Annotated in this window: 24 protein-coding genes and 1 pseudogene; 5 read left to right on the forward strand and 20 right to left on the reverse strand. The window is 65.5% G+C overall.

From position 1 onward, the window contains the following. Positions 1 to 30 precede the first annotated feature (30 nt). Positions 31 to 385 (forward strand): annotated as a pseudogene (locus FLM21_RS04860) (DDE-type integrase/transposase/recombinase); the annotation flags it as partial. Positions 386 to 548: 163 nt separating this feature from the next. Then, on the forward strand, positions 549 to 1,460 hold the full coding sequence (locus FLM21_RS04865) for a DMT family transporter (RefSeq protein ID WP_187360097.1): 912 nt from the start codon (positions 549 to 551) through the stop codon (positions 1,458 to 1,460). A gap of 42 nt (positions 1,461 to 1,502) precedes the next feature. On the opposite strand, the gene FLM21_RS04870 is transcribed toward FLM21_RS04865, so the two are convergent. The 16 genes from FLM21_RS04870 to FLM21_RS04945 form a co-directional block, all read right to left on the reverse strand. Next, positions 1,503 to 2,048 (reverse strand): GNAT family N-acetyltransferase, encoded by a 546-nt coding sequence (locus FLM21_RS04870; RefSeq protein WP_148714489.1) that lies wholly within the window; start codon positions 2,046 to 2,048, stop codon positions 1,503 to 1,505. A gap of 142 nt (positions 2,049 to 2,190) precedes the next feature. After that, the gene (locus FLM21_RS04875; protein WP_148714490.1) at positions 2,191 to 2,559 is read right to left on the reverse strand and encodes an NUDIX domain-containing protein; all 369 of its coding nucleotides are present in this window, start codon (positions 2,557 to 2,559) and stop codon (positions 2,191 to 2,193) included. Beyond that, positions 2,559 to 2,963 (reverse strand): GNAT family N-acetyltransferase, encoded by a 405-nt coding sequence (locus FLM21_RS04880; protein ID WP_148714491.1) that lies wholly within the window; start codon positions 2,961 to 2,963, stop codon positions 2,559 to 2,561. The genes FLM21_RS04875 and FLM21_RS04880 overlap by 1 nt, the downstream gene beginning before the upstream one ends. Before the next feature lie 34 nt (positions 2,964 to 2,997). Further along, a complete protein-coding gene (locus FLM21_RS04885; RefSeq protein ID WP_148714492.1) occupies positions 2,998 to 3,402 on the reverse strand; it encodes an NUDIX hydrolase in 405 nt (134 codons plus the stop codon). Continuing rightward, complete coding sequence (locus FLM21_RS04890; protein WP_148714493.1) at positions 3,389 to 4,021, reverse strand: P-loop NTPase family protein; 633 nt, start codon at positions 4,019 to 4,021, stop codon at positions 3,389 to 3,391. The genes FLM21_RS04885 and FLM21_RS04890 overlap by 14 nt, the downstream gene beginning before the upstream one ends. A gap of 158 nt (positions 4,022 to 4,179) precedes the next feature. Further along, a complete protein-coding gene (locus tag FLM21_RS04895; protein ID WP_148714494.1) occupies positions 4,180 to 4,941 on the reverse strand; it encodes an SDR family NAD(P)-dependent oxidoreductase in 762 nt (253 codons plus the stop codon). Then, positions 4,934 to 5,638, reverse strand: a complete 705-nt coding sequence (locus FLM21_RS04900; RefSeq protein WP_148714495.1) for an HAD family hydrolase — start codon at positions 5,636 to 5,638, stop codon at positions 4,934 to 4,936. The genes FLM21_RS04895 and FLM21_RS04900 overlap by 8 nt, the downstream gene beginning before the upstream one ends. After that, entirely contained in the window at positions 5,638 to 6,576 is a 939-nt protein-coding gene (locus FLM21_RS04905) for a TauD/TfdA dioxygenase family protein (RefSeq protein WP_148714496.1), read from the reverse strand. Before FLM21_RS04905 ends, FLM21_RS04900 begins: the two co-directional genes overlap by 1 nt. Before the next feature lie 186 nt (positions 6,577 to 6,762). After that, on the reverse strand, positions 6,763 to 8,532 hold the full coding sequence (locus FLM21_RS04910) for a family 2A encapsulin nanocompartment cargo protein cysteine desulfurase (RefSeq protein ID WP_148714497.1): 1,770 nt from the start codon (positions 8,530 to 8,532) through the stop codon (positions 6,763 to 6,765). Next, on the reverse strand, positions 8,507 to 9,433 hold the full coding sequence (locus FLM21_RS04915) for a family 2A encapsulin nanocompartment shell protein (RefSeq protein ID WP_148714498.1): 927 nt from the start codon (positions 9,431 to 9,433) through the stop codon (positions 8,507 to 8,509). Before FLM21_RS04915 ends, FLM21_RS04910 begins: the two co-directional genes overlap by 26 nt. Before the next feature lie 241 nt (positions 9,434 to 9,674). Next, positions 9,675 to 9,902, reverse strand: coding sequence for a helix-turn-helix domain-containing protein (locus tag FLM21_RS04920; protein ID WP_148714499.1), 228 nt, complete (start codon positions 9,900 to 9,902; stop codon positions 9,675 to 9,677). Beyond that, the gene (epsC, locus tag FLM21_RS04925; protein ID WP_148714500.1) at positions 9,899 to 10,837 is read right to left on the reverse strand and encodes a serine O-acetyltransferase EpsC; all 939 of its coding nucleotides are present in this window, start codon (positions 10,835 to 10,837) and stop codon (positions 9,899 to 9,901) included. Before epsC ends, FLM21_RS04920 begins: the two co-directional genes overlap by 4 nt. Before the next feature lie 21 nt (positions 10,838 to 10,858). Further along, positions 10,859 to 11,341: a rhodanese-like domain-containing protein gene (locus tag FLM21_RS04930; protein ID WP_148714501.1), complete on the reverse strand. Its 483-nt coding sequence runs from the start codon at positions 11,339 to 11,341 to the stop codon at positions 10,859 to 10,861. A gap of 139 nt (positions 11,342 to 11,480) precedes the next feature. Next, entirely contained in the window at positions 11,481 to 12,566 is a 1,086-nt protein-coding gene (locus FLM21_RS04935; RefSeq protein ID WP_148714502.1) for a sigma-54 interaction domain-containing protein, read from the reverse strand. Further along, complete coding sequence (locus FLM21_RS04940; protein WP_222846777.1) at positions 12,563 to 13,771, reverse strand: acyl-CoA dehydrogenase family protein; 1,209 nt, start codon at positions 13,769 to 13,771, stop codon at positions 12,563 to 12,565. The genes FLM21_RS04935 and FLM21_RS04940 overlap by 4 nt, the downstream gene beginning before the upstream one ends. Beyond that, positions 13,768 to 14,157 carry a hypothetical protein gene (locus FLM21_RS04945; protein WP_148714503.1) on the reverse strand — a complete coding sequence of 130 codons (390 nt, stop codon included), beginning with the start codon at positions 14,155 to 14,157 and terminating at the stop codon, positions 13,768 to 13,770. Before FLM21_RS04945 ends, FLM21_RS04940 begins: the two co-directional genes overlap by 4 nt. On the opposite strand from FLM21_RS04945, the gene ssuD reads away from it, so the two are divergent. From ssuD to ribB, 3 genes are read left to right on the forward strand one after another with little or no spacing between them, the layout of a single operon-like run. Then, on the forward strand, positions 14,156 to 15,301 hold the full coding sequence (gene ssuD / locus FLM21_RS04950) for an FMNH2-dependent alkanesulfonate monooxygenase (RefSeq protein ID WP_148714504.1): 1,146 nt from the start codon (positions 14,156 to 14,158) through the stop codon (positions 15,299 to 15,301). The genes FLM21_RS04945 and ssuD overlap by 2 nt on opposite strands. Continuing rightward, on the forward strand, positions 15,301 to 16,494 hold the full coding sequence (locus tag FLM21_RS04955) for an acyl-CoA dehydrogenase family protein (protein ID WP_148714505.1): 1,194 nt from the start codon (positions 15,301 to 15,303) through the stop codon (positions 16,492 to 16,494). The genes ssuD and FLM21_RS04955 overlap by 1 nt, the downstream gene beginning before the upstream one ends. Continuing rightward, a complete protein-coding gene (gene ribB, locus FLM21_RS04960; RefSeq protein ID WP_246120825.1) occupies positions 16,491 to 17,156 on the forward strand; it encodes a 3,4-dihydroxy-2-butanone-4-phosphate synthase in 666 nt (221 codons plus the stop codon). The genes FLM21_RS04955 and ribB overlap by 4 nt, the downstream gene beginning before the upstream one ends. A 34-nt stretch (positions 17,157 to 17,190) precedes the next feature. Here ribB and FLM21_RS04965 read toward each other — a convergent pair whose 3' ends face one another. From FLM21_RS04965 to FLM21_RS04980, 4 genes are all read right to left on the reverse strand, one after another. Beyond that, on the reverse strand, positions 17,191 to 17,937 hold the full coding sequence (locus FLM21_RS04965; RefSeq protein ID WP_148714506.1) for an ABC transporter ATP-binding protein: 747 nt from the start codon (positions 17,935 to 17,937) through the stop codon (positions 17,191 to 17,193). Between the two features lie 117 nt (positions 17,938 to 18,054). Beyond that, positions 18,055 to 19,377, reverse strand: a complete 1,323-nt coding sequence (locus tag FLM21_RS04970; protein ID WP_148714507.1) for an ABC transporter substrate-binding protein — start codon at positions 19,375 to 19,377, stop codon at positions 18,055 to 18,057. A 77-nt stretch (positions 19,378 to 19,454) separates the two neighbouring features. Beyond that, positions 19,455 to 20,522 (reverse strand): branched-chain amino acid ABC transporter permease, encoded by a 1,068-nt coding sequence (locus FLM21_RS04975; protein ID WP_148714508.1) that lies wholly within the window; start codon positions 20,520 to 20,522, stop codon positions 19,455 to 19,457. A gap of 30 nt (positions 20,523 to 20,552) precedes the next feature. Next, positions 20,553 to 21,434, reverse strand: a complete 882-nt coding sequence (locus FLM21_RS04980) for a branched-chain amino acid ABC transporter permease (RefSeq protein ID WP_148714509.1) — start codon at positions 21,432 to 21,434, stop codon at positions 20,553 to 20,555. Between the last annotated feature and the right edge of the window lie 209 nt (positions 21,435 to 21,643).

A 21,643-nucleotide genomic window follows, 5' to 3' on the forward strand; every position in this document is an offset into this window, starting at 1 on the left:
GTACCACCACATGTCGTGCGGTGTCTTCCCAAGAAGGTACCGCCGGCCGAGCGGCAACTGCTGCTGCGCCCGCTGACCGCCAACGAAGTCTGGTCGATGGACTTCGTGTTCGACCGCACCGCTGAAGGCCGGGTGGTCAAATGCCTGACCATGGTGGACGATGCCACCCACAAAGCCGTCGCGGTGCTTCCGGAACGCGCTATCAGCGGCGAAGTGCTGACGCGGCAACTGGATTGATGAGCGGTCTCACATACCTTGCCGCAGATCATCCGGACCGACAATGGCAAGGCATTCTGCGGTCGGGCGATGCTGAACTGGGCGCACCGGTGGCATTACGCTGCGGCAGATTGAACCGGGCAAGCCGAACCAGAACGCCTACATTGATCTGGGCGCTGGCTGGCAGACAGCCTGTTGGATGCTGAAAACACAGCACGTTGAGCAGTTGATGCGCAGATTCAAGCAGGTCGATGGGGCAAGATGATGGCTGCAAACGGCTTGGACCCTGGCATGGCCCTTGCTGCCCTCATGCCTTTTGCCGGAACCCCGCCATGCCGCCGCGCCTCGTCGCCATCCTGCAGCTGTTGCTACTCATCCTGTCCGGCTCCCTGATGGTGGTGCTGAGCAAGGGCGTGCTGCGTGCGGTGCCGGCCCACACCTTCTACTGGTTGCAGCTGGCGGTAGCCCTGGTCACTCTGACGCTCTACCAGCTTGTACGCGCGGGAACGCTGCGCGTGCCCCGGCTCGATGCCCGCAGCTGGACCTATGTGGCCGCCATCGGCATCAACACTTTCCTGGGCTGGCGTTTGTTGTTCCTGGTAGGCCTCTATGACCTGCCGGCCACCACGCATGCGTATCTGGTGAACTTCGTCGGCATCGCCACCATGGTGCTGTCGGTATTGCTGCTGCGCGAGCACCCCTCGCTGTGGCAAATGGTCGGCGCGCTGGTGGCGCTAGCCGGGGTCAGCGTGTTCTTTCGTAGCGCGCCGCCACCGGGCGAACTCTATGGCGCCAGTCTGCTGGTGATCGGCATCATGCTCCTGGCGTTGAACAACATCCTGGTACGCAAGCTCGCCTTGCGCGTTGGCGAGCGCGTGCCGGCGGCGCAGTTGACCATGCTCACGCTGTGGCTGGGTGGGCTGCCGGTGATCGTGCATGGCGCATGGACCAGTCATGGCCTGCCCGCTGTCGAGGGCGAGCACCTGCTGGTGATTGCACTTTACGCGGTGGTGGGGATCGCCTTCGGCCAGAGCGTGTACCAGCACTTGCTGCGCACGTTGCGCTCCTACGAGGCCGCCGTGTTCTCCGCCTGCGGCGTGGTGTTCAGCGCGCTGTTTGCCCTGCCCATTCTGGGCGAGCAGCTGGGCTGGCATCAGGTGGCCGGCATTGTGCTGATGCTGGTCGGCATCGCGCTGGCGCAATGGCGCGGTGTATTCAAGCTGCGGATGTGGGCGCGTGCTTGAGCGAGTGTGGTGCCATCTTGCTCAGCTGCAGCGCTGGCGGCATCAATGCTGCCCGGCCAGCAGCGAGGCGGGCCGGCGCCACCCAAAACGCAGCATGGCCGCGCGTGCGGCTGCGTGCTCGTTTGCAGTGATCAACGCGCCGGCGCCCCGGCGCAGGTAGAACGCCCGTGCCGCGCGGTTCGTCGGCAGCAGCCACAGGTAAAGCCCATCGTCGGGTGCCACAGCCGCCGACCAGCCTGCAATATCGCGCAGCAAGGCGCTGCCTACACCTTGTGTCTGCCAGGCCTTGGCCACATGCAGGTTGTCGAGCAGGCTGCCGAACTGCGGATCACGCCGGGCGTATGCGCAGGCAAAGCCAATGGGCTCGCCACCCGATTCGGCCACCACCAGCCGCGTTGCCGGATCGGTCCGGGCGCTGCGTTCTCGCCAGAGTGCCTGCCGCTCGCTCACGATGGTGCGCGCCAAAGCCTTGTCGGCTGCTTCGCCCAGCCAACATTGCGCGTGCAGCAGTCCGATGGCTGCCCCATCGGCGGCAGAGGCCTCGCGATAGAGGATGGCCCCGCCTTTACTTGTCGATGCTTTGCTCATCGCCTGGCGTGTTCTGCTGAGGGATGCGAGCACCGAGCAAGACACATGCCACACTCCGGGTCACCTGCCACGGCCCGGTCGTGGGCCGGGGTGGTGAAATCCAGTCAGCAATCTCGCCGACCTGTTCAAACCACAACACCGATCAGCTGGTCAGCATGCAGGCAATGGCCTCGCGGTACGGCCAAGGCAGCGCGTGGGGCAAGCGATCCGGCGCAAAGACTTGCCACGCCTGGTGTTCGTCACTGAGGCGTGGTGCGTAGTTTCCAGCCAGCGCACAGCGATAGCAGGCAAGAAACATGTGCCGCCCAGGAATGACCTCGAACAACGCCGTACTGAGCGTGATCACCTGCAGGCCCAGCTCTTCATCGAATTCACGCGCCAGGCGTTCTTGCGGTGTTTCTCCCATCTCGATGCGCCCGCCGGGCAACTCCCATTCGTCGCGCTCGTTGCGCAGCAGCAGGATCTGTCGCTCGGGGTTCGACAGCACGCCCTTGATCGAAACAGCGAACATCAGGTGCCATCCTTGCCGACAAGCTGCGCTAAAAACCGGCTTTGCTCGGTACGCTGGTAGCCGAGGTGTTGGTAGAAGGCGTGCGCTTCGGGGCGGTGGTTGCCGCTGATGATCTCGATTCGCACCGCGCCTTGGCTGCGGGCGAATCGGGCCGCAGCATCCAGCAGCGCACGGCCCACGCCCTGGCCGCGAGCATCGGCCGTAACGACGAGCCCGGTTACCTTGCCAAGCAACCCGGGCGCGTGCAGCTGCGGTAGCAGGTGGATGGCGATCAGGCCCAGCAAGCCGCTGCCGCTGTCGGCCAACAGCAGGCGGTCGTGTGGGCCATGCAGCCGGGTCAATACCGTGGTCATGTGGGCCAGATTGGCTTGTGGATAGCCCAGCTCGGCAAGCAGACTCGCCATGGCGGCTTCATCACCGGCTTGCGCGGTACGGAGCTCAAAAACGGGCACTTTGCACCTCTCCTGCGAAGGCCAGGCAGTCGCGGATGCGCCGTTGCTGCACCGGGCTGAGGTCGGCAGTGACCCAGTAAGCGTGTTCGCTGTGTTCGCTGCTGAGCCTGATCCGGGCGCCCTGGGGCAATTCGCAGCGGAACACGAAGGCCTGGGCGTTGTAGGTGGCGTGGTAATACACGCCGGTCAGGTGGCGAATGCGGATCTCCACCCCCAGCTCCTCGTAACACTCGCGCAGCAAGGCCTCGTGGATGGTTTCGGCAGGATCGAGCGCACCGCCGGGCAGGCCCCAGCCTTGGGTGCCGTAGGTGGATTTGAGCAGCAGTACACGGCCTTGATCGTCGGTGATCACGGCGTGACAGCTGAGGCGGAACAGGTCATCGAAGGCCATGACGGTATGAAGGAATCTCGTTGTTGGGCGTGCCGGTTCGCTCTGGATCACTTTGCCCGCGAAGGGGGGTGGCAGCGAGCAGTCGCTCGGCCTCGGCCGGTGTGTGCAACACGATCCAGCGCAGGTGCGGATAGGCGTCGCTGCGCTGCAGCTGCCGGTATTCGCGCCGCCGTCGGTGATAGGTGGTCAGCAGCCACCACAGGATGGATTGCCGTGAGCTGAAGGTGGCGCGCCATGATTCGCGATTGCCCTGCCACAGCACCTCGCGGTGAAGCAGGCGGCGCACCGAGCGCACGAACAGACGGCTGAACACGGTGGCAAAGCGGTAGTCCAGCCAGATCAGCGTGGTGGCGCGCGACCAGAGCAGCTCGCGCACGCTCTGGTAGTTGCCCGAGGCGGTCCAGACTTCGCCCGTGGCAGCCTGTTGCAGGGCGCCGACGAATTCGTCGCGCGGCTTTGGTGTCCAGTCCGGGCCCCAGTGGAGTTCGTCGAGATCGAACATGGCCGCGTTCAATCGCCCCGACAGCTGCCGCGCCAGCGTGGTTTTGCCGGCGCCGCTGCTGCCGATGATGACGATGCGCCGATCGAGGGCAGGATCAAGCGGGGCGGTTTCTGGCATGGGTTTTCAGTTGCGTGCGAGGTGCACTCATTTTACTTTGCTGTCCATCCATCGTACCCCACCGCTTGATCTGCGCCAGATCATTCAATGTACCGGCCTGCACCCAGGCCGAGTCGGGTGGGGCGGGGCAGTTTTTCAGGTCCTGTACGCACCCTATTTCAGTAATGGATGGTTCCCGGCGAGCCGCCTCCCACAGCGATGGCATCGCCGTTGATGGCCACCGACAGCGGCGAGGCGAGGAAGGCGATCACTGCGGCGACTTCGCTGGCGTCGACGATTCGGCCGATGCTGTTGCCTTGCGCGGCGCGGGCTTCGGCGGCCGAGTCGGTACGCTCGGTGCGGGTGGCGCCAGGATGCACCGCGACGACATTGACACCCTTCGGCCCCAGTTCATCGGCCAGGTTCTTGGTGATGGCGGCCACGCCCACGTTGCGCAGCGTGGCCACCGGCCGGCCGGTCTTGTGGATGGCGAGGCCACCGACGTTGATGATGCGGCCCCAGCCCTGTTCGACCAGCAGTGGCGCCACGGCACGGGCGGTGCGCAGATAGCCGACCACCTTCACGTCGAGGTCGAGCAGCACATCGTCATCGATGATTTCGCTGATGCCGGTGGCCGTGGAAATGCCGCCGGGCAGGGCGGCGGCATTGACGAGGATGTCGACACCGTCGAGCGCCTCGACGGTGCGTGCGACCAGCGCGTCGACCTCGGACTTGCTGGTGGTATCAGCCACTACCGGCACGATGCGGCGGCCGGTCTCGGCTGCAAGCTCCTGCGCAGTGCGCTCCAGTGCCTCGCGGCCACGCGCGGAAATCACCACGTCGACGCCTTCCAGCGCCAGCGTGCGGGCGATCACGCGACCGATGCCGCGGCTGCCGCCGGTGACGATGGCGCGCTTGCCCTGCAGTTGATAGTCAGCCATAGCGGTACTCCTGTGGGGTAGTGGGTCGAATCAGCGGAATCAGGTGATGGTGGATCTGCAGCAGTTGCGGGCTGCTGAAATCGGCACTGGCGTCGGTGAGCGGCGATTTCCACAGCGTGGTCCAGCCTTGGGTGCGCGCAGGACGGATGTCGTGCGCCAGGCTGTCGCCCACGATGGCAACGTCGGCGGGGCGCAGGCCGGGGCGCAAGGCGGCCAATTGGCAGAACAGGGCTTCGAACAGCGTCGCGGCGGGCTTCCTGGTGCCGGCGGCGCCGGAGGTCAGCACCACGTCGAAGGCGGATGCGAGGCCGAGACCGGCGAGCTTGCTGCGCTGGAAGGCATCGCGCCCGTTGCTCAGCAGCGCCGTCAGCGCACCGGCGGCCCGGGCTTCATGGACCAGCTCCCGCGCACCGGGAAACGGCACGGCATGAAGACCAAGGCGGTGATCGAAATCGGTGGCGAGCGTGTCGACGAGCTCAGCCGGCAGTCCGAAGCCCTGGCCCAGTGCCAAAAAGACCGCGGGCTTGGGCAACAGCTCCGTGTGTAGCGCTACGTAGCGTGCCAGCCAGTCGCGTTCGCCCACGCCGTGCTGGCGCAAGGTGTAGCGGTCGTACTGCTGCAGCGCGAACAGTCGCAACGTGGCCGACTTGTCGTGCAGGGTGTCGTCGAGGTCGAAGACAACGGCGGCGATGGACATCAGCCGATCACGCCAAAGAGCTCGCCTTCCAGCGGCTGCGAGCGAAAGCCATCGGGCCCTACCGGCAATTCGCCAGCCACCGTAATGCGGCGCACCGTGCGTGGCGCGTCGAAGTGGGCATAGTCGATTGGGCCAGCGTGGGCGGTGGCCTGGTTGTCCCAGATCACCAGTGCGTGCGGGCTCCAGTGAAAGCGCACCTGGTATTCGGGCCGGGTTACCTCTTCGGCGAGCAGATCGAGCAGCGCCTGGCTTTCGCGCTCGCGCAGGCCAACGATGTGACTGGTGGTGCCCGGGTTGACGAACAGCACCTTCTCGCCGGTGTGCGGATGGACGCGCACCAGCGGGTGCAGCGCGGCGAAGGGGCCGGCCGGCTTGCCATCGCGTCGCACGCGCGGGCCACTGCCTGCGTCGTAGCTGCCGGTGCGATGTACCGCCTGCAGGCCGTCGATCAGCGACTGGATGCGCGGCGACAGCCCATCATAAGCGGCCACCAGATTGCTCCACAGCGTATCGCCGCCGTAGGCGGGAATCTCGATGCCGCGCAGGATGGAATAGCTGTTGGGATTGGCGACAAAGGTGATGTCGATATGCCAGCCCTTGTAGTCGCGCGGCGGCTTGCTGGTGGGGATGCCGAGGTCCGGCCGGTGCTTCTTGTACTCGCTGGCGTGGCGCTCCCAGATTTCCGGATGGGATTCCAGGCCGTCGGCGATGGGGTGGGCCGGCGTCAGCGGGCCGAAGTAGCGGCCTAGGCGCAGATGGTCTTCGTCGCTGATGGGTTGATCACGAAAGAACAGCACTTTCCAGCGGTTGATCGCGGCCTGAAGTTCGGCGACGGTATCGGCATCGAGCGGCTGGCGCAGGTCGATGCCGCTGACTTCGGCGCCGATCACCGGGGTGAGCGGGCGCAGGGCGAGGCGGTTGCGTTGCAGGAGGGTCATGGCGGCGCGCTGGCGAAATGGAGCTTTGCCTTGAGCAAGCTTCGTTCCAGCCTGCAAGCCGCGATATGACTGGCAGTTGAACCATCTACTGCGTTTTTTGCAGCAACCCGATACGCAGCCTGCTGCAATCTGGCGACAAGTAAAAAAGGCCGGCGCTGGGCCGGCCTCAAGTGCGTGCAAAAACGATCAGCGCCGCGCGTGCGCCAGCCGACTCACGACATTTACCAGCGTATCGATCTCGGTGCAGGTGTTGTAGAACGCCAGTGACGGCCGCACGCTGGCTTCCAGCCCGAAGCGGCGCAGGATGGGCTGCGCGCAATGGTGGCCGGAGCGAACGGCGATGCCTTCCTCGTTCAGCGCATGGCCGACTTCCTCGGTACGGTAACCCGGCAGCACGAAGGAGAGCACGCTGGTCTTCTCGCGCGCCGTGCCGATCAGCCGCAGACCGGGGATGGTCTTGAGGCCCGCCGTGGCGTATTCGAGCAGACCATGCTCATAGGCCGCGATATTGTCGAGCCCCAGCCGCTCCACATACTTGAGCGCAGCGCCCAGCCCCACGGCATCGGCGATGTTGCCGGTACCGGCCTCGAAGCGCATGGGGGCTGGCTGGAACACTGTCTTCTCGAAGGTGACGTCGGCAATCATGTTGCCCCCGCCTTGCCAGGGGGGCAGCGTCTCCAAGAGCTCGGCCTTGCCATAGACCACGCCAATGCCGGTGGGCCCGAACACCTTGTGGCCGGAGAACACGAAGAAGTCGGCATCGAGCGCGGCCACGTTCACCCGCAGGTGCGACACCGATTGCGCACCATCGATCAACACCCTGGCACCTGCCGTGTGGGCAAGCTGGATGATTTGCTCGATTGGCGTCACCGTGCCCAGCGCGTTCGACACATGCGTCACTGCCACGAGCTTGGTACGGCTGCTCAGGAGCTTCTGGTACTCGTCCAGCCGCAATTGGCCATCGTCGTCGACTGGGATCACGCGGATCTTCGCGCCTTTTTCGGCCGCCAGCTGTTGCCAGGGCACGATGTTGGCGTGGTGTTCCAGGTGCGAGACGATGATCTCGTCGCCGGCGCCGATCTGCTGCTTGCCGAAGGTCTGCGCCACCAGATTGATCGCCTCGGTGGCGCCGCGCACGAAGATGATCTCCTCGGGCGAACGGGCGCCGATGAAGCGGGCGACCGTCTGTCGCGCATCCTCGTAGGCATCGGTGGCACGGGCAGCCAGCTCGTGCGCCGCACGGTGGATATTGGAGTTCTCGTGCTCGTAGAACTCCGCCAGGCGATCGATCACCGCACGTGGCTTCTGCGTGGTTGCCGCATTGTCCAGCCAGATCAATGGCTTACCGTTGACCCGCTCGGCCAGGATAGGGAAGTCGCGCCGCACCGCGTTCACATCGAACGGTGGCCGTGTCGCTTGCGGGTGGGCGGTGGCATCGTTACCGCGCTGCAAGCCATCCGGCGTCAGGAAGTAGTAGCTGCCTGCCGGCGCGAACTGCGCGTGCGTGGTTCTGGGCCGGCCGAAGTCGATATCCAGCACCAATGCGGCCAGCGCGTCGTTGCCGGGCAGGCCATTCGGCCCGCCACGCAATGCATCGCCACCGAGTGCCTGGGCGGCCAGGCCGTCGAGCGGATCGCTGCCGGTTTCGCCGAGGAAGTAATACGGCGTGCTCGGCGCGCCGGGCAGGGCGCCGCCACCAACGGCGGGCTGGTGCGAGGCCGGAGCCTGCGGCACGGCCAGCGTCTGCTGGCCGGCACGACCGGCATCGACCGGGATGCTGGCGCCGGTCGGCTCCAGCGTCGGCGCAGCGCGTTGTGGCGCGGACGAGGCTGCGGATTGGCCCGGCAGCAGCGCGAACAGCTCGCTCGCCAGCCGGGAGAGTTCCCCTTCACCCGGCAAGCCCGCAGCGCCCCCTGCGGGCAGCAGCAGATTACTTGTAGGTGTCTGGATAGTCATGGTACTTGCCAATCTCCACGTCATCGAGCACGGCCAGGGCATCGTCCGTGAGCACGGCCAGCGAGCAATACAGCGAAATCAGATAGGACGCGATGGCATTGCGGTTGATGCCCATGAAGCGTACCGACAGGCCTGGGCTCTGTTCGCCGGCGAGGCCCGGCTGGAACAGGCCGACCACGCCCTGGCGCTTTTCGCCGGTGCGCAGCAGCAGGATCTTGGTCTTGCCGTCGACGATGGGCAGTTTGTCCGACGGCACCAGCGGAATGCCGCGCCAGGTGAGGAACTGCGAGCCGAACAGGCTGACCGTGGGCGGCGGCACGCCACGACGGGTGCACTCGCGGCCGAAGGCGGCAATGGCGAGCGGGTGGGCGAGGAAGAAGCCCGGCTCCTTCCACACGCGGGTGAGCAGGTCATCCATATCGTCAGGCGTCGGTGCGCCGGTCAGCGTCGAAATCCGCTGCGATTCGGCCACGTTGGCCAAGAGGCCGTATTCCGGGTTGTTGATCAGCTCGGATTCCTGGCGCTCCTTGATCGTTTCGATCGTCAGGCGTAGCTGTTCCTTGATCTGGTCGTGCGGGCTGGAGTAGAGGTCCGAGACGCGGGTGTGTACGTCGAGCACGGTGGTGACGGCATTCAGGAACAGCTCACGCGGTGCCTCGTCGTAATCGACGAAGGTGCGCGGCAATTCTGCCTCGTCACGCTGCGAGCAGCCGACACGCACATCGAGCGGGTTCTTCACCTTGTTCAGGCGATAGATGCCAGCCTCGACCGGTAGCCATTGCAGCAAATGGACCAGCCAGCGTGGAGAAATGGTGGAAAGCTGGGGAGCGGTTTTGGTGGCGTTGGCTAACTGGCGGGCGGCGTTGTCGCCCAGGGCCAGTTGCACGTCTTGGTCGGCCATGGTGGTGTCCTGCGGGTGGTTGGAATAGTGCTGAAAAGTTATAAGCAAATATCCAAAAAGCAGGATGACGACTCAACATGCTATCGCCATCAAAATCGAGAAATATTTGTTTCGGCAGGCTGAATTGGGGCTTGAGTCGTGGCAGCAAGCGTCGCCATGGTCCATGCAGCACAACGCAACGCCACATGCGCGCGGCGATTGATCACGTCAGCAAGTGGACCGATGACACCGAGCGGGCTGTTTATTCGCAGAACGCAATCAGCACCGAGAGCTTCACCCCCAGCGCGCGCGCCAGCTTGGCCGCAGTATCGAGCGAAGGCATGGCATCGCCGCGCTCGATCTCGCCCAGATAAGAGCGGTTGAGGTCGGCGCGCTCGGCCAGTGCCTCCTGCGACCAGTGGTGCTGGCGCCGCCAGCGGCGGATCACCTGGCCGAACTGCCGGCCAAGCACTGGCGGGGCGGCATTCATGCGGGCACTCCGCTGCGGGTATCGGCATTCGCCTGGGTGATGTGGCTGCCGTTCGGCACGCTGCGGGTCAGCCAAACGTTGCCGCCGATGATCGAGCCCTGGCCAATGGTGATGCGGCCAAGCAGGGTGGCGCCGGCATAGATCACCACATCGTCCTCGACGATAGGGTGGCGGGCATTGCCTTTCTGCAGCGATCCATCTTCGCTGTAATCGAAGCGCTTGGCGCCGAGCGTCACCGCTTGGTAGAGCCGGACGCGCTGACCGATGACAGCGGTCTCGCCGATCACGACGCCGGTGCCGTGATCGATGAAGAAATCGCTGCCGATCTGTGCACCGGGATGGATGTCGACCCCGGTCTCGGTATGCGCGATCTCGGCGATGATGCGTGCGAGCAGCGGCGCATCGAGCCGGTAAAGTTCATGCGCCAGCCGGTGCAGAATGATGGCGTGCACGCCCGGATAGCACAGCAGCACCTCATCGACGCTGCGCGCGGCCGGGTCACCCCGGTAGGCCGCTTCGATATCGGTGTCGATCAGGGCGCGCAGGGCAGGCAGGGCGGCGGCGAAGCGGCCGACGATGTCCTGCGCCTGGGCGGCGATGCCAGTAGCGGCGTTGCGGGGCCGCACCAGGCCCAGTTCCAGCTGCAGCTGCTTGAGCAGCGCGTTCAGCGTCTGGTTCAGTGTGTAGCCGACGTAGTAATCCTCGTCCTGCTGACGCAACTCCACCGGCCCCAGCCGCATCGGGAACAGCACGCCGCACAGGTCATGCACGATGATGCGCAAGGCATCGCGCGAAGGGAACTCGCGCTCGCCCGACGATGGACTGCGCTGGTGCTTGGCGCGCCAACGACGACGGGCGTCGTGCAACTCGGTAACCACCTGGTCCAGATCCCAGGACCAATCCTGGTCGTTGCGGGCGGGCGGGGTGAAGGTCATGGGCAGATTTCCGTAGGTGGGTCAGTCCTGCACCCAGGGCAGACCAGCATGGCGCCAGCCGTTGGATGCGCCACGCTGCTGTCCGGCATCGAGATCGCCCTCGAAGCCTTCGAGCACGTTGAATACGTCGGTGTAACCGGCGCGGGTCGCTGCCTCGGCGGCGGCGGCTGAGCGCTTGCCGCTACGGCACAGCAGCAGAATGGTGTCGGTCTTGCGAGCGAACTTGCCCAGTTCAAGCGCGAAGCGCGGATTGGGCTGCAGCGCGGCGCCGATTTGCCAGGCAACGTGGCCACTGCCTGGTACATGGCCGACGAACTTGCGCTCCTCGGCGGTGCGCACGTCGATCAGTTTGGCGGCGCCGCTGGAAAACAATGCCCAGGCCTCGGCCGGCTGGATGCCACCGGCGTAGCCCAGCTGGGAGGCGCGGGCTTGGGCACGCGCCGATTCGAGGACCGCGGAGGGTTCTGGCGTCGTACTTCCGACGTCTTGGAGCACTTGGGGCATGGCGGCACTTCCTTTGCATTTCGTCTTCGGGGGGACGAGGTCATGCGGCCACTATATGGGGGAGTCTATATTTCAAAAAATAATTTGATTTTATGTCTTAATAATTTTTTATGAGTATCGGTTAGAAAAATGAATCGCGTCAGCGCAAGGCATCGATCTCGCCGTTCTTGATCAGCCGCGCCCGCAGGATGTTGCGGCTGATGCCAAGCAGCTTGGCTGCCTGCACCTGGTTGCGATGGCAGTGATGGTAGGCAGTGCGCATGACGATCTCCTCGATCTGCTCGAACAGCGCCTCGCGGTTTTCCTCGAACAATGCGAGCAGTGCCTGTTCCAGCTGTACTGTGGCATCGGGCGGTACGCTGGCCGCGGTGCCGGCGCGTCGCAACTGTAGCGACGACAGATGCAGATCATCGCCGCGCAATACCTGGTTGCGGCAGACCAGCAGGCCATGATGCACGGCGTTTTCCAGCTCGCGAATATTGCCCGGCCAAGGATGTTGCAGCAGCTTGTGCTCGGCATCGGCGGCGATGCCCACCTTGCCATAGCCCAGGCGCCGCCGGTATTCATCGACGAAGTAGCGGGCCAGCGGCAGGATGTCGCCCGGCCGATCGCGCAGGGCGGCGAGCTCCAGGTTCACCACGCGCAAGCGGTAGAACAGATCCTCACGGAAATGCCCGGCGGCCACCGCTTCCTCCAGCCGTACGTTGGTCGCTGCGATCACCCGGACATCGATCGGTACCGCCTTGCGCGAGCCCAGCCGCACCACTTCACGCTCCTGCAGCACGCGCAGCAGCTTTACCTGGATGCTCATGGGCAGATCGCCGATCTCATCCAGGAACAGCGTGCCGCCGCTGGCGGCTTCGAACCAGCCGGCCTTGGCCGAGAACGCGCCGGTGAAGGCGCCTTTCTCATGGCCGAACAGCTCGCTTTCGACCAGCGATTCGGAAAACGCGCCGCAGTTCACGGCCACGAAGGGCCCGTTTGCCCGATGACTGAGCGCGTGCACATGCCGTGCGATCAGCTCCTTGCCGGTGCCGGTCTCGCCAATGATCAGCACATTGGCTTCGCTGGGTGCCACCTGGCGAATCCGGCCCAGCAGCGCCACTGATTTGGGATCGTCGAACACCTGGGCGGTGGCGCGGATCGACGTGGCCAGTGCCTGTGAGTTCGGCAGGGTGATCAACGGGGCGTCATCGCCGTCCTGGTCGCGGTAGCGTGCGTTCATGAGTAGAAGCTCGGAGTGGGATAGTGTTGCAGCAGCGCCCACTCGCCCAGTTCACGCAGCTTGTAGTCGACCGGGTCGTGCAGGGAGTGGGTACGCAGGTTGCGCCAGTGGCGATCCAGCCGCAGCCCGGCATGGGTGGAGCGGGCGCCGGTGACCTCGAACATGCGGCTGGTTACATCGAGGCCCACGCGCGTGGCCGCCACCTTGGCTGCTGCGATGGCCAGTGCCACCTCGCCACGACCGGCCTCGTTCAGTGCCTCGCCCTGGCGCCAGGCCGCATCGAAGTGCTCTGCCGCCCGCTCGATCAGGCAGCGCACGCCTTCCAGCCCGGCCCAGAACTCGCCGTAGTGGTTGAGCACATACGGGTCCTGCCAGGGCTGGTCGACCTGAGCGCGGTGCCAGGCACGGGCCTCGTTCAGCGTGTAGTACCGGGCATCGCTGTACGCACCCTCGGCGATGCCGAGGTAGATGTTGGCCAGGATCAACTGCGCCAGCAGCGGGCGCAGGCAGGAAAACGGCGTCGACAAAGGGCCGGGATCGGCCAGGATCTCGTGCTCTTCCACGCGTACCCGTTCGAAATCCACGCTGCCGCTGTCAGTCTGGCGCTGGCCGATGTTGTCCCAGTCGGCCAGCACGGTGATGCCGCTGCGCAGCGTGGGCACGGCCGCGACCAGCAACTGGCGCGTGTCCTGATCGAGTGCGGAGGCGATCAACATCTCCGAATCCAGCGCGCCCGAGCAGAAGCTCTTGCGGCCAGAGAATTCGCGCCAGCCGTTGCAGCGTCTGGCGACAGTGCGCTCGTCGAGCGGATTGAGCGCGTTGCCCCAGAACCAGTCGTGCGCAGCGGTGTGCTCATACCAGGGCTGCCACTGCTCGGGGCGGGAAAACAGCCGCACCGTCGCCAGCATCAGGTGGTGAAAGGCATAGACATGCGCCACCGAGCTGTCGCTGGTCGCCAGAAGGCGCACCGTACGCATCACGGTGGGCCAATCGCCGCCGGCGCCGCCGAATTCGGCGGGAATGGCCAGGCGCAGCAGGCCACTGGCGCGCAGCGCATCACGCTCCATCTTGGGCGTGCCGCCGCGATGGTCGCGCTCGGCTGCGGTCGCGGCAAAGGCCAGCGCCAGCTGACGGGCGATGTCTTCGGCGGACTGGGTACGCTCGGAATCGAGCAGGTAGGACGGTGGCAGGTGCGGACTGTTCAAAAGGCTTCCTCAACGATTGCTGCGCAGGCAGCACCCGCTTGCTGGAGCACGCTTCGTGCCAGAACCTTGCCGCGCTGCGATAGGCGAAACATGAGGCGTACATGCGGATCGGTGTGCTGAAAAATCAGCAGATGCGTGCTGTTGTTGCTGGTTTTTGTGCACGCTGCCTGAACCGAGGAAGTCTCAAGGCAGGAGCGTTCGTGTCCGCGGGGCGCAGCCCGGGTCAAATCTGCTGCTGGAGAAGCAGAAGCGGCAGCCGATTGCTGTTGCATCAGCATGCTGGAACCTGTGGCGCGGATCGATTCCCTGCAAATGCCAGCAGTGCGGGGCTTGGCACGCTCCCTGCTCTGGATAGCCGCCTGATTCCCGCTCCAGGAGTGTTTCATGCAGTTGTTCTGGTTTCTCCCCACGCATGGCGATAGCCGCTATCTCGGCACGAGCCTTGGTGCGCGCGTGGTCAATCACGCCTACCTGCGGCAAGTGGCGCAGGCGGCGGACGAGCTCGGCTTCGAGGGCGTGCTGATTCCCACCGGCCGTTCCTGCGAGGATGCGTGGGTGGTGGCTTCCTCGCTTGCTGCGCTGACCGAGCGCCTGAAGTTTCTGGTCGCTATCCGCCCTGGCATCATCTCGCCCACGGTTTCGGCACGCATGGCTGCCACCCTCGATCGTTTATCTGGCGGACGGTTGTTGCTCAACGTGGTGACCGGGGGCGATCCGGACGAGCAGCATGGTGATGGCAGCTTTTTGACCCACGCCGAGCGCTACGAGGTGACCGACGAATTCCTGCGCATCTGGCGCGGCGTGGCCGCCGGCGAAACGGTGAATTTCAGCGGCAAGCACCTGCGCGTCGAGAACGCCAAGGCGCTGTATCCACCGGTGCAGCGGCCTTACCCGCCCTTGTGGTTCGGCGGCTCATCCGATGCGGCGGTCGAACTTGCCGCGGAGCAGGTCGATGTCTACCTCACCTGGGGCGAGCCGCCGGCTGCGGTGGCGCAGAAGATCGCCGCGGTGCGCGAACGGGCTGCTGAGCTTGGCCGCACCGTGAAATTCGGCATTCGGTTGCATGTGATCGTGCGCGAAACCAGTGCCGAGGCGTGGCGTGCTGCTGAGGAGCTGATCCAATACGTGACCGACGACACCATCGCCGCCGCACAACAGGCATTCGCTCGCTTCGACTCAGTGGGGCAGCAACGGATGGCTGCTTTGCACGGCGGCTCGCGCGATGCGCTGGAAATCTCACCCAACCTGTGGGCCGGTGTCGGCCTGGTGCGCGGTGGTGCCGGCACCGCCCTGGTCGGTAGCCCCGAGGAGGTGGCGGCGCGAATGCGGGAGTATGCCGACCTCGGCATCGAGACCTTTATCTTCTCCGGCTATCCGCACCTGGAAGAAGCCTATCGCGTGGCCGAGCTGCTGTTCCCGCTGTTGCCCATCGTGCAGCGCGAGCGGGCAGGGCAGACCAACCTCACGGGCCCGTTCGGCGAAATGATCGCCAATGACATCCTGCCCGCCAACGCGAAGGAGCCCGCCTGATGCACGCATCCCCGAATACCGCTCCCGATCCGGCGCAACGCCGCGCGCTGACTGTGCGTGAGCTGTGCGATAGCTTTGCCCGTACGGCCGCCCAGCGCGATCGCGACGGTGGCAGCCCCAAGGCCGAGCGCGATCTGCTGCGCGCCAGTGGCCTCTTGGCGATGTCGGTGCCGCAAGCACACGGTGGCGACGGCGCCAACTGGCAGGAAACGCTGGCTGTGGCCCGCGAGATCGCGCGCGTCGATAGCTCGGTTGCTCATCTGTTCGCGTTCCACCACCTGCTGCTGGCCACCACACGGCTATTCGGCCGGCCCGCGCAGTGGCAGCCCTGGTTCGAGGCCACCGTGCGCCAGCGCTGGTTCTGGGGCAATGCGCTCAATCCGCTGGACGAGCGCACCGTGAGCACGCCGCACGCCGGCTGGCGCGAATTCAATGGCCGCAAGAGCTTCTGCTCCGGCGCAACCGATTCGGACATGCTGATCGCCTCCGCCATCCAGCCCGGCGCCGACAAGCTGGTGATCGCTGCCGTGTCCACCAACCGCGCTGGCATCACCGTGTTCCAGGATTGGGACAATATGGGCCAGCGCCAGACCGACAGTGGCAGCGTCTCCTTTGAGGCGGTACGCGTCGAGGAGGACGAAATCCTGTCCGACCCCGGCCCGCTGTCCACGCCATTCGCCAGCCTGCGCCCGCTGCTGGCGCAACTGGTGCTGGCCAACCTCTACCTGGGGCTGGCCGAAGGCGCCATTGCCGAGGCGGGGCATTACACCCGCACGCAGACGCGGCGCTGGTATACCTCGCCAGCCGAATCGGCGAGCGAGGATCTCTATATCCTCGCGCACTACGGCGAATTCCACGTCGGCCTCGAAGGCGCACGGCTGCTGACCGACCGCGCTGCCGCGCTGTTTGATGCCGCCTGGGCGCGCGACGTGGCATTGACCGAGGCCGAGCGTGGCGAGGTGGCGGTGGCTGTGGCTACGGCCAAGGTGGCCGCTGGGCGCGTGGGGCTGGATCTCACCAGCCGCATGTTCGAGGTATGCGGCGCGCGTGCCACCACCGCCGCGCTGCGCTTCGATCGCTACTGGCGCAACCTGCGCGTGCACACGCTGCACGATCCATTCGACTACAAGTTGCGCGAGCTCGGTGACTGGCGGCTCAATGCCCGCCATCCCAAGCCGTCGTTCTACTCATGACCGGAGCCGACATGAACGAGCGTTTCGACGAGATCGATGCCGCCGTCGCCGCCATCGCGGCCGGCGGCTTCGTGGTGGTGGTGGACGATACCGACCGCGAGAACGAAGGCGACCTGATCATCGCCGCTGACGCGATCACTACCGAGCAGATGGCCTTTCTGGTGCGCCACAGCAGCGGCGTGGTATGCGTGGCCTTGCTGCCCGAGCGGCTGGATGCGCTGCGCCTGCCGTTGATGGTGGCGGAGAACAGTGAATCGCATGGCACGGCGTTCACCGTCAGCGTCGATTACCGGCATGGCACCAGTACGGGGATCAGCGCGGCCGACCGAGCCGCCACGTTGCGCGCGCTGGCGGACCCCTGTATCGGCCCAGACGATTTCGCTCGCCCCGGTCACGTATTCCCCTTGCGCTATCGCGCAGGCGGCGTGCTGAGGCGGCGCGGCCATACCGAGGCGGCGCTCGATCTGGCGGTGCTGGCCGGGCGCACACCCGCCGGCGTGCTGTGCGAAATCGTCGACGACGACGGCAGCATGGCGCGCCGGCCGGCGCTGTTCCGCTTCGCGCGGCGGCATGACCTGCCCATCGTCAGCATCGCTGCGCTGGTGGCGTACCGGCTGCGATTGCAGGCGTCCGACGAGAGAGTGCTCCAGGCCGTGGCCTGACAGGAACGGGCGGCGGCAAGGCCGCCCGTGTACGTCATGCGGCTTGGGCACCACCCAGGTAGAAGGCGTGCAGATCCTGGTGTGCGGCCAGTGCCTCGGCGCTGTCGTGTGCCGCGATCACGCCGTTTTCCAGCACGTAGCCATAGTCGGCATAGCGTAGCGCGACGGCGGCGTTCTGCTCGGCGAGCAGAAAGCTCACGCCCTCGTCGCGGTTCAGCGTGTGCACGATCTCGAAGATTTCCTCGACGATCTGCGGCGCCAAGCCCATTGACGGCTCGTCCAGCAACACCAGGCGCGGCTTGGCCATCAGTGCGCGGCCGATGGCGATCATCTGCTGCTCACCGCCCGAGGTGTAACCGGCGAGGCTACGCCGCCGTGTCTTGAGACGCGGAAAGTGCTGGTAGATACGTTCCAGGTCGGCTGACAACTCGCCGCGTGATGGCCGCCGCAGAAAGGCACCGGTGCGCAGGTTGTCCTCGACCGTGAGATGGCCGAAGCAATGGCGGCCTTCCAGCACCTGTACCAGGCCAGTGGCGGCGAGCCGAGCCGGGTCGGCGCCGGTGATGTCTTCGCCGGCGAGGCGCACCCAGCCGCGCACCACTTCGCCACGCTCGGCGCGCACGAGGCCGGATATGGCCTTGAGCGTGGTGCTCTTGCCGGCGCCGTTGGCGCCCAGCAGCGCCACAATCCGGCCTTGCTCCACCGAGAGCGACACGCCGCGCACGGCAAGGATCACGTTCTCGTAGATGACTTCGATCTGTTCCAGTTCGAGCAGGGGCATGTCTTGCTCCAGGGGTGAAAAAGGCGGGCCGCGTCGCGGCCCGCCGTGGGGGGCTCAAGCATCCGATGTCGATCTTTCCCGGCTCGCTGCTGCCGCGAAAGAACGATCAGCCGATGCTCAGCTTTCCTTGCTGCAATCGCGGGGGGTGATGCCTTTCTCTTTCGCGTACTTCTTCGACGATTCCTCGATGATGGGCCGCAGCAGCTTGCGGTCGGCCTGCACCCAGTCGGAGATCACGTTCCACTTGGCGCCGTCCCATTGCTGGAAGCGCACCGCGCCGCCGCCTTCGTGGTCGGCGCAAGACAGCTTGAGCGGCTGCACCAGACCATAGGCGCCGAGTTCCTTCAGGCGCTTGTCGTCCAGGTTCAGGTGCTCGAAGCCCCAGCGCACCTGCTCGCCGGTGAGCGGCTTTTTGCCGAACTTGGCTTGTGCCAAGCGTACGGCCTCGACATTGAGGATGCCGTTGACCACGCCGAGGTTGTAGTAGACGTTGCCGAAGCGCTTGGGATCGGCGAGGTTGCCCTTGCCCGCGTCGATCACCGTCTTCTTGATGTCCTGCAACACCGGGAACTGCGTGCCCGATGGGTGGGTGGTGATCGAGATGTAGCCCTTGGCGGCGTCGCCGGCCGGTGCGGCGTCATCCTCGGAATTGCTCCAGATGTTGCCGATGATGTGATCGACCGGGAAACCGGTCTTCTTGGCCGTCTTGAGCGCCACCGGGTTCATCACGCCCCAGCCGCGCAGGATCACCCAGTCCGGTTTGATGCGGCGGATGTTGAGCCACTGCGATTGCTGCTCGTTGCCGGGGTGCGGCACTTCCAGCAAAGTCAGCTCGAAGCCGTATTTCTTGGCCAGCAGCTCCAGGATGGGGTTGGTCTCCTTGCCGTAGGGCGAGCCGTGGAACAGCGTGACGATCTTCTTGCCTTTGAGCTTGTCCAGCCCGCCCGATTTCTGGCCGATGTAGTTCACGATGGCCGACACCTCGGAATACGGGTTGAGCTGCAGCGGGAACACGTAGGGGAACACGCTGCCGTCGGTGGAGTCGGTGCGGCCGTGGTTGATGGTGATCAGCGGCAGCTTGTCGGCGGTGGAGCGATCGAGCGTGGCGTAGGCGATGCCCACCGACAGCGGATTGGTGGCGGCGGCCGGCGCGCCGTTCAGGCCCTTCTTCAGCCGCTCGTAGCACTCGACGCCTTTCTCGACCACGTATTCGGTCTCGCACTCGCTCCAGGTGAGCTTGACGCCGTTCACCCCGCCCTTGGCGTTGACGTACTGCAGGTAATCGATGAACCCGCCGAAGAAGCCGGTGCCGCCGGCGGCGTAGGGGCCGACGCGGTAGCTTTGCAGCGGGAAGTATTGCTCGTTGGCGGCGTGCGCGGAGGTCGCGAGCAGGCCCGCGGCGAGCAGTGCCGCGAGGCGGCGGAAGGTGGCGTGCTTCATGGTGATACTCCCTGTGGTTGAGGTTGCCGCTGTGACGCGGCTGATGCTTTGGGGGGAAATGGATTGGATGGCCGCGCTCAGTAGCGGAGCGGCCAGACGCGAGCCCGCTCGCGCAACTGTTGCCAGAGCCGGGCAAGCCCTTCCGGCTCCTTGATCAGAAAGCCGATGATCAGCAGGCCGAACACGATCTTCTGCAGGTTCTCCAACTGGCCCGCGTCGATCACGCCGGGTGGCAGCAGGCCGGAGAGGAGAGATAGGGCTATGGGCAGCAGCACGATGAAGGCCGCGCCGAGGAAGTTGCCGGCGATGCTGCCGAGACCACCGATGATGATGATGAACAGCACTTGGAACGAGCGGCTGAGGTCGAATCCATGCGGCTCCACGGTGCCGAGATAAGTGAACGCCCACAGCGCACCGGCCACGCCGAGGATGAAGCCGCTCAGGGCAAACGCCAGCAGCTTGGTGCGCGCCAGCGGAATGCCGATCACCGCGGCGGCGGTATCCATGTCGCGCACCGCCATCCAGTTGCGGCCCAGCTCGCTCTTCACCACGTTGCGCGCCAGCAGTGTGAGCGCCACCACGAAGCCCAGCGTCAGCAGGTAGCGCCCGGCCGGGCTGGAGAGATCGTGGCCGGCGATCTGCAGCGGCGGTGCGGTGATCACGCCGGAGGCGTTGTCGTTGGAGAACCAGCTCACCTTGGTGAACAGCCATTGCACGAAGAACTGGGCAGCCAGTGTCGACACCAGCAGGTAGAAGCCCTTGATGCGCAGGCTGGGCAGGCCGAACAGCACCGAGGCGGCTGCGGCGAACACGCCGCCGAGCGCGATGCTGGCGAGCAAGGGCAGCTCCGGCACGCGTAGTTCCAAGTTGTAGGTGGCGAAGGCACCGACGGCCATGAAGGCGGCCGAACCCAGCGAGAGCTGCCCGGCATAGCCAGTCAGCAGGTTGAGCCCCAATCCGGCGAGCGACAGCACCAGGAAGGGAATGAGGATGGCGTTCAGCCAGTAGTCCGAGCCAATGAAGGGGACGACGGCGAACGCGAACAACAGCAGCGCGTAGAGCGCATAGCGATCCTGCCGCAAACGGAACAGGCGGCGATCGGCGCGATAGTGGCTGCTGAACTGGCCGGCTTCGGTGTAGAACATGGTGGGCTCCGATGTCTTGGTCTTGTTGGGTCAGACCCGTTCGATGGCGCGCTCGCCAAAGAGGCCGGCTGGCCGCACCAACAGGAACAGCAGCGCCAGCGCATAGGGGAACCAGTTCTCGATGCCACCGCCCACCAGCGGCCCGAGATAGACCTCGGCCAGCTTTTCGCCGGCACCGACGATCAGGCCGCCGACGATGGCGCCGGTCATGGAGGTAAAGCCGCCGATGATCAGCACCGGCAAGGCTTTGAGCACTACCAGCGAGAGCGAGAACTGCACGCCCAGCCGGGCGCCCCACAAGAGGCCCGCCACGAGGCCAACGAACCCTGCCACTGCCCAGACCACGGCCCAGATGCGCGGCAGGCGGATACCGATCGCGAGCGCGCCGAGCGCATCATCGGCCACCGCACGCAGCGACAGGCCGAGCCGGGTGCGGTTGAACAGAAAGGACAGCATGGCGACCAGCAACGCGGCGGTGCCGGCGGCGAACAGGTCGAACTGCGACAGCAGCATGCCGCCCAGCTCCAGCGGCTCGTCGGCGATGCCCAGATCCAGCCCGTGCACCTGCGCGCCCCACAACGCCTGCGCCGCGCCTTCGATCACGTAGGAGAGACCCAGCGTGGCCATAAAGAGGGTGATCGGCGAGCGGTTCACCAGTGGGCGGAGTACGGCGCGCTCGATCAGCAGCGCCAGCGCCACCATCGCCGCGAGCGTCAAAGCGAATGCGGCCCAGAACGGCACGCCGCGCTCGAGGAGGCTGACGAAGGTCAGCGCGGCGAACAGCACCATCGCGCCCTGGGCGAAATTGAACACGCCCGAGGCCTTGTAGATCAGCACGAAACCGATGGCGACCAGCGAATACATCACCCCGGCCAACAGGCCACCGGTCAGTACTTCGAAAAAGAAATCCATGCGTTGCTCCAGGCAAGCCGGGCCCTGCCGGCCGCATGGATGCGGTCGGGGCAGGGGAAACCGGCGGGGTTGGAGCCGCTGACAAAACCCAGCGAAGCGGTCTGGCAAGAAGCGCGAAACGTCCTGAACGGCGATAAACCGGACTTCCTTCGGTCGCAGACAGTACGTGTAGTACGGCAAGTTCGCGCGACGCGGCCAGGAGGGTTTTG

This window comes from Chitinolyticbacter meiyuanensis (assembly GCF_008033135.1).
GTDB lineage: Bacteria > Pseudomonadota > Gammaproteobacteria > Burkholderiales > Chitinibacteraceae > Chitinolyticbacter > Chitinolyticbacter meiyuanensis.

Coding starts and splice junctions, on each gene's coding strand:
- FLM21_RS04980 (WP_148714509.1), bottom strand. CDS start 21,434: ATGGATTTCTTTTTCGAAGTACTGACCGGTGGCCTGTTGGCCGGGGTG.
- FLM21_RS04890 (WP_148714493.1), bottom strand. CDS start 4,021: ATGCCAGAAACCGCCCCGCTTGATCCTGCCCTCGATCGGCGCATCGTC.
- FLM21_RS04920 (WP_148714499.1), bottom strand. CDS start 9,902: ATGAATGCCGCCCCGCCAGTGCTTGGCCGGCAGTTCGGCCAGGTGATC.
- FLM21_RS04970 (WP_148714507.1), bottom strand. CDS start 19,377: ATGAAGCACGCCACCTTCCGCCGCCTCGCGGCACTGCTCGCCGCGGGC.
- FLM21_RS04900 (WP_148714495.1), bottom strand. CDS start 5,638: ATGTCCATCGCCGCCGTTGTCTTCGACCTCGACGACACCCTGCACGAC.
- FLM21_RS04955 (WP_148714505.1), top strand. CDS start 15,301: ATGCACGCATCCCCGAATACCGCTCCCGATCCGGCGCAACGCCGCGCG.
- ribB (WP_246120825.1), top strand. CDS start 16,491: ATGACCGGAGCCGACATGAACGAGCGTTTCGACGAGATCGATGCCGCC.
- FLM21_RS04935 (WP_148714502.1), bottom strand. CDS start 12,566: ATGAACGCACGCTACCGCGACCAGGACGGCGATGACGCCCCGTTGATC.
- FLM21_RS04905 (WP_148714496.1), bottom strand. CDS start 6,576: ATGACCCTCCTGCAACGCAACCGCCTCGCCCTGCGCCCGCTCACCCCG.
- FLM21_RS04870 (WP_148714489.1), bottom strand. CDS start 2,048: ATGAGCAAAGCATCGACAAGTAAAGGCGGGGCCATCCTCTATCGCGAG.
- FLM21_RS04930 (WP_148714501.1), bottom strand. CDS start 11,341: ATGCCCCAAGTGCTCCAAGACGTCGGAAGTACGACGCCAGAACCCTCC.
- ssuD (WP_148714504.1), top strand. CDS start 14,156: ATGCAGTTGTTCTGGTTTCTCCCCACGCATGGCGATAGCCGCTATCTC.
- FLM21_RS04975 (WP_148714508.1), bottom strand. CDS start 20,522: ATGTTCTACACCGAAGCCGGCCAGTTCAGCAGCCACTATCGCGCCGAT.
- FLM21_RS04875 (WP_148714490.1), bottom strand. CDS start 2,559: ATGTTCGCTGTTTCGATCAAGGGCGTGCTGTCGAACCCCGAGCGACAG.
- FLM21_RS04910 (WP_148714497.1), bottom strand. CDS start 8,532: ATGACTATCCAGACACCTACAAGTAATCTGCTGCTGCCCGCAGGGGGC.
- FLM21_RS04865 (WP_187360097.1), top strand. CDS start 549: ATGCCGCCGCGCCTCGTCGCCATCCTGCAGCTGTTGCTACTCATCCTG.
- epsC (WP_148714500.1), bottom strand. CDS start 10,837: ATGACCTTCACCCCGCCCGCCCGCAACGACCAGGATTGGTCCTGGGAT.
- FLM21_RS04965 (WP_148714506.1), bottom strand. CDS start 17,937: ATGCCCCTGCTCGAACTGGAACAGATCGAAGTCATCTACGAGAACGTG.
- FLM21_RS04945 (WP_148714503.1), bottom strand. CDS start 14,157: ATGAAACACTCCTGGAGCGGGAATCAGGCGGCTATCCAGAGCAGGGAG.
- FLM21_RS04880 (WP_148714491.1), bottom strand. CDS start 2,963: ATGGCGAGTCTGCTTGCCGAGCTGGGCTATCCACAAGCCAATCTGGCC.
- FLM21_RS04885 (WP_148714492.1), bottom strand. CDS start 3,402: ATGGCCTTCGATGACCTGTTCCGCCTCAGCTGTCACGCCGTGATCACC.
- FLM21_RS04915 (WP_148714498.1), bottom strand. CDS start 9,433: ATGGCCGACCAAGACGTGCAACTGGCCCTGGGCGACAACGCCGCCCGC.
- FLM21_RS04895 (WP_148714494.1), bottom strand. CDS start 4,941: ATGGCTGACTATCAACTGCAGGGCAAGCGCGCCATCGTCACCGGCGGC.